The following is an 8,911-nucleotide window of genomic DNA, read 5'->3' on the forward strand; positions in this document are numbered from 1 at the left end:
TTGATCTGAACCGCTCGTGAGCGCAGACTACAAGTCAGAGCGGAAGCGGGCATTGTCATGGTGGACAGGATCGGCGACATCTGGGGTACCAGGACGCCCTTTGCCCGAGGCGAGAAATGGCCGGTGCGCGTCGATCAGAAGTTGGCCGATGGCCTCGGCGACGACGACGTTGATCGCTGGGTGCAGTCGGCCTGCACGCTATGCAGCAATGGCTGCGCGTGCGACATCGCGGTGAAAGACGGGCGGATGGTCGGCGTGCGCGGCCGCGCCGTCGACATCGTCAATCATGGGCGACTCGGGCCGAAGGGCCTTTTCGGCAGCTGGCAGGGCATGTCCAATGGCGACCGGCTGACTCGTCCGCTCATCCGGATCGGTGGCGAGCTGGTCGAGACTGACTGGGACACGGCCATGTCCCGGATCGTCGAGCGAAGCAGGCAGCTTTTGGCGGACAAGGGACCGCTGAGTCACGCGTTTTATACCAGCGGCCAACTGTTTCTCGAGGAGTACTACGCGCTGGCGATTCTTGGCAAGGCCGGCATCGGCACTCCGCACATGGATGGCAACACCCGGTTGTGCACGGCGACCGCCGCCGCGGCGATGAAGGAGAGCTTCGGCGCGGACGGCCAGCCCGGCAGCTACGTCGACATCGACGAGTGTGACGCAATGTTTTTCTGCGGCCACAACATGGCCGAGACCCAAACGGTGCTGTGGGCGAGGGTGCTAGACCGCATCGCCGGGCCGGACCGGCCGCGCATCGTCTGCATCGACCCGCGCGAGACCGAGGTGGCACGATTCGCGGACGTGCACCTCGAGGTGCGTCCGGGCACGAACCAGGCGGTGATGAACGGCCTGATCCGGGAACTCTTCATGAACGGATGGATCGATGAGGAGTACATCGCGGCGCACACCATCGGCGTCGACAAATTGCGGGCCGTGGTGGAACCATGGACCCCGGAGGCGGTAGCGGACACCTGCGGTGTCTCCGCCGACGACGTGCGGGAGGCCGCGCGTATCTTCGGCACGAGCGAGCGGGTGCTCTCCACCGTTTTACAGGGCTTCTACCAGTCGGCGCAGGCGACCGCAGCATCCTGCCAGGTGAACAATATGCACCTGCTCCGAGGAAAAATCGGCACCGCGGGGAACGGGGTGCTGCAGATGAACGGCCAGCCCACCGCACAGAACAACCGAGAGTGCGGGGCGGACGGGGACCTTCCCGGATTCCGCAACTGGGAGAACCAGGAGCACGTCGCCGAGCTCGCGACACTGTGGGACATTGATATCTCGGTCATTCCGCACTGGGCACCCCCGACCCATGCAATGCAGATCTTCCGCTATGTCGAGCAGGGCAGCATCGAGTTCCTCTGGATTTCGGCGACGAACCCGGCGGTCTCGATGCCGCAACTGGCTCGCATCCGCGGCATCCTCGGCCAGGAAAGCGTCTTCCTGGTCGTGCAGGACCTGTATCTCACCGAGACGGCGAGGTACGCCGATGTCGTGCTGCCTGCCGCGGGCTGGGGCGAGAAGACAGGAACCTTCACCAACGTGGACCGTACGGTGCATCTCTCCGACAAGGCCGTCGAGCCGCCCGGTGAGGCAAGGAGCGACCTCGACATTTTTCTTGACTACTCGGCACGGATGGATTTCCGCACGAAGTCGGGCGCGCCACTCCTCGACTGGGCGGGGCCCGAGGATGGCTTCCGCGCCTGGCAGGACTGCAGCCGCGGGCGCCCGTGCGACTACACCGGCATCAGCTACGAACGACTTCGCGGGGGAAGCGGCATTCCCTGGCCATGCAACGACGAGCACCCGGACGGAACGGTTCGACTCTACGGCGACGGCGTCTTCCGCACCGAACCCGACGATTGCGAAACGTTCGGCCATGACCTGCTCACCGGCGCGACGGTCGGCGAGCAGGCGTTCCGTGCGCTGGAGACCCACGGTCGGGCCCTCTTCAGGGCTGCAGCCTACGCGCCACCACACGAAGAGCCGGATGCCGACTACCCGTTGCGATACACGACCGGTCGCACGGCCTACCAGTTCCACACCCGTACTCGAACCGGTCGCGCCCGGCAGTTGAACAATGCCGCACCGTCGGCGTGGATAGAGGTCTCGGTGCCGGATGCTGGCCACCTCGGTATCTCGGAGGGCGACCTTGTCCGGGTCACCTCCCGCCGCGGCGAACTCGTCCTGCCCGCCCGCGTCGGAAATGTGCGCGAGGGAACAGTATTCGCTCCGTTCCACTACGGCTACTGGGATTCCGGTCGGTCCGGCCCCGACGGCCAACCCACCGCAGCCAACGAACTGACGGTGACCGAGTGGGATCCGGTATCCAAGCAGCCCCTGTTCAAAAACGCGGCCGTGCGTGTGGAAAAGATAGCGGACGGTGCCGGGCCGTCCCCCGCCCCAACCACCGCCGCATCCCGACCCGCGGATCCCCGCGGCGTGCCGGTCACCGACGGCGGTGGTGACGCGGAGGCGCACGAATCGATACCCCCGATTGAGCCGCCTACCGTCGCAACCGGGCAGGGAAACTGATGCTGTTACCCGTGTACCTCGGCATGCTGGCGACGGCCGAGCATTCCCTCGCCGACTCATTCCGCCAGGTCGCGGCAGAACACGGCAACGAACCGGACGTACTACACCTCTGCGAGGCCCTCGCCGCGCAGTGCGACCAGCACGAGAAGGCGCTCGCCCCCGCAATCGGCCGCTATGGCGAGCGGCCCGACGACGAACCGGAACGACTCCATGCCGACGCGGTTCTGTCCAGCCGCAGCGGCCCCATCGGCTTTCTTCGAGACCTGCAGGACGTCTACATTCTGGCCAGCCTGGTCGACGTCACCTGGACCGTGGTCAAACAGGCCGCCCTCGGGCTCCGCGACAGTGAACTCGTCGAGATCATCACCCGATGTGAGGGGCAGACGAAGGTGCAACTCGACTGGCTTAGCACCCGCATGAAACAGGCCGCCCCGCAGGCACTCATCGTGGCACGCTGACGACGACGCAGCCTGGCGGCCGCGACCGCGACCGCTACAACGAAGTGCGCCAGCGTTGCGGCCAGCGTAGTGCCCCAACCGACAGAAGCACCGATCGTTTCCGGCCTGCGTGGCTGCTTCGTATCCGCCGGCGGCGACGAGCGCCGGGACAGTAAGTAAAAACGAGAGCCGGGTTGCGGCGACATGCTCGAGGCCGTGGAATACTTTTGCGCTGATCGTCGCGACCGACCTTGACCCACCCGGAATTGACGCGATGCATTGGAGGAGCCCGGTCGCGATCGCGTCATTTAGTAGGATCTGCTGTTTCGACCGATTCTGGTGAGCGGCCCACTCCGCCCACCACATCACTACGATCCAGCGGAGCAGTCCCTCGACATCGACCCAGAGATGTGCCGACCGATGATCGAGAAGGCATCCTCACTGAGTCCAGGCGATCGGTTGTCTGCAGGGCCGGTGCGGAGTACCGTAGTAGTGCTACCGCCAACGTCGGAAGAGGGTGTTGAAATGGGCTTTGATCAGTACCACGAACCTGCTGGGGAGCTGTCCGCGCAGACCCGCACCTTCGCCCGGATGTGCGCGAACCTGACCGAAGAAGCTGAGGCCATCGGGTGGTATGAGCAACGCATTTCGCTGGAGCCCGATGCCACCTCCCGCGCCATCATGGAGGACTCGCTGGGTGAGGAGTTCAAGCATTTCAGCATGGATCTGGAGTTCCTGATGCGGGCCAAACCGTTGTGGCGCGAGACCGCCCGCGGCATCCTCTTTCAGGATGGTGACATTGTTGAGAATGGTGAACGATCGGAAGCTGCGGCTGCTGAAAAACATGGTCGGGCTTCCGATACGCCCGGCGGGGTAGGTTCGATCTCATCCTTAGGAATCGGCAGACTGAAGCGAGCAGAATCATGAGCATGAACCATTTACTGCGGACCCTCGCTCCGATTTCTCATGACGGCTGGCAGCTGCTAGATAAAGAAGCGAAGGAACGTCTGACTGTGACGCTCGGTGCGCGGAAGGTCGTGGATTTCTCGGGCCCTCACGGGTGGTCATACTCGTCCACCAACCTGGGGCGGACCGAAGCTGTGGCAGACGTCCCCGTCGTCGGCATCAGTGCATGTCGCCGTGAGGTGTTGCGGTTGACTGAGGTACGGGCCGAGTTCATCGTTTCCCGCAGGGACCTGCTTGACTACGACCGAGGTGCTGCGGATCCGGATCTGCGAGATCTCGACAGGGCAGTCATGCGCATGGCCAGCACGGAAAATATTGCCGTCTTCCACGGCTGGGAAAGTGCGGGCATCACGGGCATCACGGAGTCATCCCCGAATGCTGCCATCGAACGGGTAGAGGACTTCAACGACTATCCTCGACGGGTGGCCCTGGCCGTCACGGCGCTGCTCAGGAACGGTATCAGCGGCCCATATGGGCTTGCGCTGGGTCCCAATGACTACACGGCCGTAATCGAGACGAGCGAGCACGGCGGTTATCCCCTGTTGGACCACCTGCGCCAAATCCTAGGAGGCCCGATCGTGTGGGCCGCCGGCGTTCGCGGCGCGGTCGTCCTGAGCTTGCGCGGCGGGGACTTCCTCTTCGAATCCGGCCAGGACCTCTCTCTCGGTTACGACTATCACGACGGCGAAGCGATTCACCTGTACCTTGAGCAGTCGTTCAGTTTCCGGGTCGCCACACCCGAGGCCGCCGTCGAAATGGTCGGCGAGTAGCCCAGTTTTCGGGTGGACGGACCGGAAGGAGACACCGATGAACCACAATTTCAACGGTGGTGACCGGGCAGGTTAAAAATTTCGAGGCCGGTCAGATCGCCAGCAAAATCTGCGGGGTACACACGAAAGACACCGAGTACAAGGGCCACCTGCACCACTGCACCGAAGAGGATGGGACTACCCCCGGTTTGGTTGATTCCTGACCTGTGGAGATTCATCTTCGCTGGAAAGATATCATCATGCCCAAGCCCTACCCGCCCGAGTTCCGCCGCGATGTCGCGGTCGCCCGGAAGCACGAAGCCCCGCTGAACCAGATCGCGAGAAACTTCAGGATCTCCGAGTCCTGTCTCGCGAACTGGCTGAAGAAAGCCGACGTCGAAGAAGGCGTCAAGCCCGGCGTAACCGAGAAGGAGTCCGTCGAGCTGGGGGATGCGAAGAAACGCACTCGGCTGCTCGAGCAGGAAGCCGAGGTCATGCGCCGTGCCGTCGCCTATCTCTCCCGGGACGTCAACCCAAAATGATCTACCCGCTGGTCCGTGAAATGGCCGTGGACGGTGTCCCCGTCACGGTGACCTGCCGGGTGTTGCACTTCTCCAAACAAGCGTTCTACCAATGGAAACGCAACCCCATCTCCCAGCGCGACTGGGACGACGCCCACCTCACCAACGCCGCCTGGGATATCCACCGAGACGACCCCGCGTTCGGCTACCGGTTCATCTCCGACGAGCTGGGCAAGGCCGGCCTCACCGCGGGTGAGAACCGGGTCTGGCGGCTGTGCTCGCAGCAACGGCTCTGGGCCGCGGGGTCGATGGGCGCCTACCTAGTGTCAGTCGCCGGGCTCATTGCGGCAGTGTCCGTGATGCGCGCCTTCGAACTGGGCGGCGGGACGGCCGCACCCGAAGCGTTGGTTCTGCTCATCGTGGTTCTGACGTTGCCGTTATCTACTGCTTACTATGTCGTCGGTTCACTGGGTTCATCGCAAGTGTCCGGGCCAGCAGAATTCGCCGTCGAAGCATTGACCATGAGCGCGGCGTTGTACTACCTGGGATTCTTCCTCTTGGCTGCGATCAATGCTGCCATCTTCAGATGGATAGTTATCAGCACTCGCCGTCGGCGGGCGGAAGCTCAGTCTGATTCCTGACGGTCGACCGACGCGGTAGGGCCCGTGGATCCAGCGCGAAGCAGTGGCCTGGCGAGGACAAGCCCGCAAACCAGGCCAGCGAGGGCAACAGGGAAAGTCACCAAAGCGCTGAGGTGTGGGAAGAGAGAACCTCCGAAAAACAAGGTGAGGCCGCCGACAAGGACAGCCGGGGCTGCGACGAGGGCGCAGGTCCAGATGGGGGCGTGCATCAACCGAGCCCAGACCGCGGCCCCGACGAGGGCGACCGAACCCGCGAGAATGAGAATCTTCCCAGCACGATCGCGTTCAAGAGCCTCACCGGTTGGCTCAAAAAAGAATGTTCGATCGAGACCTGTCCCCAACAGGACCAGCCCGACGAGGATGAGCGCGGACCATGCGACCAGGGCGGCAACCCAGAGTGAGAGGCGGACCCAACTGGCTGTCATCGCTCCACTCATTTCTGTTGTAGGCATGTGCGGAACGTGAAATGCGCTTCTTGAAAGCCGCAGGTCGTCGAGTGTCACCTCGTCAGGTTCTCCCCAACTGGCCTCAACTCACCCTGACACGTAGGGGAGCGGTCGCGACCGTTGCCCGCGAGCTCGGTGTTAACGAGGCCACTCTGGGCCGGTGGGTGAGCGCGTTCAAGGCTCGCAACGAGACCGGGCAGACTGAGGTGACGGAGTCTGAAAGGGCTGAGCTGCTGCGGCTTCGGAAAGAGAACGCGGACCTGAAGATGGACAGGGCCTTTCTAAAAAAAAGCGTCCATCTTCTTCGCCCAGGAAGCGTCGGATACGAACGGCAAGCGTTCGAACTGATGCTGGCGGAGAAGACCAACTTCACCATCACCCGCATGGTCCGCTTCCTCGAAGTTTCCCGGTCGGGCTACTACGCCTGGGTTGGCCGGCCGCCGTCGCCGGCGTCGATTCGGCGGGTGCATATCGAGCAGAAGGTCACCTTCTTCCACGGTGATCCCGACGAGGTCTATGGGGCCCCGCGGATCTTGGCTGATCTCCGCGCGGACGGGGAGATCATCTCTCGCAAGACCGTCGCCGTGACCATGCGACGACTCACGTTGACGAAGCAACACTCAGAAGCCGGAAACCACAACACTCACGGGGACGTAGCCGTACAAGCTCGGCGCCTCCTCCCTGCCTCTAACACATCGAGGCGGCGCTGAGCGCCGCCCTGGCTTCGCACCCGTGCATGTCCAGGCAGTACGCGCATCCATTGATCTGCGACGCCCGAATTTTCACCAGCGCTGGCAGAGCTTCACCCAGGCTTCCCGCATGGATGTATTTCTCTAGGGCGAACATCGGTTTCTAGGCCTCGGGATCGACATCACCGACGGAGAGGCGTTGCTCAACTGACATTGTCGTTACCTTTCTGTCAGTGTTCATGGTGCTTGTACGTAGAGCGACCGCTATTGCGCATGTCGTCCGATGAAGTCATCGATCAGATGCGCAACGGAGTCCAGCTGCTCATCCAAGGCGAAGTGCCCGGTGTCAAGCAGGTGCAGTTCAGCAGCGGGAAGATCAGCGAGGTATGCTCGTGCGCCTGCTTCAGAGAAGAACTGATCGTTGCGCCCCCAAGGCACAAGCATGGGGGGCTGATGTTCGCGCATCCACGCTTGCCACGCTGGATACAACACGACGTTGGACTGGTAGTCATAGAGCAGGTCGAGCATGATCTGGTCTCGCCCGGATTGATCGAGCCAGTGCTGATCCAAAGTCCATGAGTCAGGATCGACGAGCTCTGGGTGCGCGGTCCCTTCGAGATGCTGGGAGCGCGTCGCCTCCGCTGTTAGCGCTCCACGGATAGCGGTCTCCACCCCCTCTTGATCTGCCCAGTACCGAACCACAGACTGCATATTCGGCCCCAGCCCCGCCTCGTAGGCGTTGCCATTTTGCGCGATGACCCCCTGTATCCAATCCGGATGTCGCGCCGCGATGCGATACCCGATAGGAGCGCCAAAGTCGAAAACGTACATGAAGAACGCGTCAATGTTAAGGGTCACCAGAAACGCTTCGACGACCTCGGCAATGTGATCAAAAGAGTAAACAAAGTCGCCGCCGCCGGTGCTCGAGGCAGGAGCGCTACTGTAACCAAACCCCGGATAATCCGGTGCGATGAGATGCACCCGGTCGCTGAGCCGATCCATCAGGCGCGCGTACTGGTGCGACGCAGCAGGGAAACCATGCAAAAGCAGGAGCGTCGGCCCATCCGCCGGACCCGCTTCCCGATAGAAGATCTCCAACCCATCGACTGTAACGGTGCGATGCCGCACCCCCGTGAGCTGATCAGTTTCCGTGGTGAATTCGGCCATACTGTCCTCGTTTCGCCTGCTTGTAACTACAATTCAGACTTTCACCCGCGGTACTTCATGTCAACACGCCCACAAAGTGGTGCCATTTTCGCCCTCCCAGACGAGATAGAAGATGACCACGTTTACGCCCCAACTCACCTCTACCCGGACTGCGGCGTATACCGTAATCGACCTCACAACTGACACGCGAGCCACCGACCTGATGTATGGACTTGACCCCGGTTGGTGGACACCTCACAAGAGAGAATGTTTATCATTGAAAACACACGCCGGGAGTTCACTCCTGAGTTCAAAGACGAGGCCGTCAAGCTGGTGATCAACACCGGTCGGCCCGTGTCGACCGTGGCCCGAGAGCTCGGCGTCAAGGAAGCCACTCTGGGCCGGTGGGTGAACCTGTTCAAGGCCAGCCAAGACGCCGGTGAGGGCGGGGTCACGGAGACGGAGAAGGCCGAACTGCTGCGGCTGCGCAAAGAGAACGCCGACCTGAAACTGGACCGGGCGTTCCTAAAAAAGCCTCCCTCTTCTTCGCCCAGGAAGCCTCGGATACGAACGCCAAGCGTTCGCACTGATGCTGGTGGAGAAGACCAACTTCAGTATCGTCCGCATGGTCCGCCTCCTCGCCGTGTCCCGGTCGGGCTACTACGCCTGGCTGGGCCGCAGCCCATCTGAGAGGGCGGTGCGGCGGGTGCACATCGAGCAGAAAGTCACCTTCTTCCACGGTGATTCCGACGTGGTTTACGGGTCCCCGCGGATCCTCGCC

The 8,911-nt window shown here is 62.4% G+C and carries 7 protein-coding genes and 4 pseudogenes; 8 read left to right on the top strand and 3 right to left on the bottom strand.

Features of this window, described 5'->3' with window-relative positions; all coding sequences use genetic code 11:
• The first annotated feature begins 57 nt into the window (after window positions 1-57).
• A complete protein-coding gene (locus CXY81_RS05650) occupies window positions 58-2,535 on the top strand; it encodes a molybdopterin oxidoreductase family protein (RefSeq protein WP_104194254.1) in 2,478 nt (825 codons plus the stop codon).
• A complete protein-coding gene (locus CXY81_RS05655; protein WP_104194255.1) occupies window positions 2,535-2,993 on the top strand; it encodes a hypothetical protein in 459 nt (152 codons plus the stop codon). Before CXY81_RS05650 ends, CXY81_RS05655 begins: the two co-directional genes overlap by 1 nt.
• A gap of 120 nt (window positions 2,994-3,113) precedes the next feature.
• Here CXY81_RS05655 and CXY81_RS17425 read toward each other — a convergent pair.
• A pseudogene (locus CXY81_RS17425) lies at window positions 3,114-3,338 on the bottom strand (undecaprenyl-diphosphate phosphatase); the annotation flags it as partial.
• Window positions 3,339-3,497: 159 nt separating this feature from the next.
• Between CXY81_RS17425 and CXY81_RS05665 the strand changes: the two are divergent.
• The 4 genes and pseudogenes from CXY81_RS05665 to CXY81_RS05690 all read left to right on the top strand — a co-directional run bounded on the left by CXY81_RS05665 (window position 3,498) and on the right by CXY81_RS05690 (window position 7,005).
• Complete coding sequence (locus CXY81_RS05665) at window positions 3,498-3,899, top strand: hypothetical protein (protein ID WP_233194011.1); 402 nt, start codon at window positions 3,498-3,500, stop codon at window positions 3,897-3,899.
• A gap of 2 nt (window positions 3,900-3,901) precedes the next feature.
• Window positions 3,902-4,708 (top strand): family 1 encapsulin nanocompartment shell protein, encoded by an 807-nt coding sequence (locus CXY81_RS05670; protein ID WP_104194263.1) that lies wholly within the window; start codon window positions 3,902-3,904, stop codon window positions 4,706-4,708.
• A 239-nt stretch (window positions 4,709-4,947) separates the two neighbouring features.
• A pseudogene (locus tag CXY81_RS16885) lies at window positions 4,948-5,507 on the top strand (IS3 family transposase); the annotation flags it as partial.
• An 808-nt stretch (window positions 5,508-6,315) separates the two neighbouring features.
• Complete coding sequence (locus CXY81_RS05690; RefSeq protein ID WP_104194258.1) at window positions 6,316-7,005, top strand: transposase; 690 nt, start codon at window positions 6,316-6,318, stop codon at window positions 7,003-7,005.
• Here CXY81_RS05690 and CXY81_RS17430 read toward each other — a convergent pair.
• Window positions 6,983-7,141: a carboxymuconolactone decarboxylase family protein gene (locus tag CXY81_RS17430; RefSeq protein WP_104169147.1), complete on the bottom strand. Its 159-nt coding sequence runs from the start codon at window positions 7,139-7,141 to the stop codon at window positions 6,983-6,985. The genes CXY81_RS05690 and CXY81_RS17430 overlap by 23 nt on opposite strands.
• A gap of 107 nt (window positions 7,142-7,248) precedes the next feature.
• Window positions 7,249-8,151: an alpha/beta fold hydrolase gene (locus CXY81_RS05700; protein WP_104194259.1), complete on the bottom strand. Its 903-nt coding sequence runs from the start codon at window positions 8,149-8,151 to the stop codon at window positions 7,249-7,251.
• 246 nt (window positions 8,152-8,397) lie between these two features.
• Here CXY81_RS05700 and CXY81_RS17435 point away from each other — a divergent pair.
• Window positions 8,398-8,619 (top strand): annotated as a pseudogene (locus CXY81_RS17435) (transposase); the annotation flags it as partial.
• Window positions 8,620-8,719: 100 nt separating this feature from the next.
• Window positions 8,720-8,911: pseudogene (locus CXY81_RS16890) on the top strand (IS3 family transposase); the annotation flags it as partial.

The organism is Cryobacterium sp. M25 (assembly GCF_002929635.1).
In the GTDB taxonomy this organism is placed as follows: domain Bacteria; phylum Actinomycetota; class Actinomycetes; order Actinomycetales; family Microbacteriaceae; genus Cryobacterium; species Cryobacterium sandaracinum.

What these genes read in the sequence shown, in the direction of transcription:
- CXY81_RS17430 (WP_104169147.1), bottom strand. Translation starts at nt 7,141, where the DNA reads ATGTTCGCCCTAGAGAAATACATCCATGCGGGAAGCCTGGGTGAAGCT.
- CXY81_RS05650 (WP_104194254.1), top strand. Translation starts at nt 58, where the DNA reads ATGGTGGACAGGATCGGCGACATCTGGGGTACCAGGACGCCCTTTGCC.
- CXY81_RS05655 (WP_104194255.1), top strand. Translation starts at nt 2,535, where the DNA reads ATGCTGTTACCCGTGTACCTCGGCATGCTGGCGACGGCCGAGCATTCC.
- CXY81_RS05690 (WP_104194258.1), top strand. Translation starts at nt 6,316, where the DNA reads ATGCGCTTCTTGAAAGCCGCAGGTCGTCGAGTGTCACCTCGTCAGGTT.
- CXY81_RS05665 (WP_233194011.1), top strand. Translation starts at nt 3,498, where the DNA reads ATGGGCTTTGATCAGTACCACGAACCTGCTGGGGAGCTGTCCGCGCAG.
- CXY81_RS05670 (WP_104194263.1), top strand. Translation starts at nt 3,902, where the DNA reads ATGAACCATTTACTGCGGACCCTCGCTCCGATTTCTCATGACGGCTGG.
- CXY81_RS05700 (WP_104194259.1), bottom strand. Translation starts at nt 8,151, where the DNA reads ATGGCCGAATTCACCACGGAAACTGATCAGCTCACGGGGGTGCGGCAT.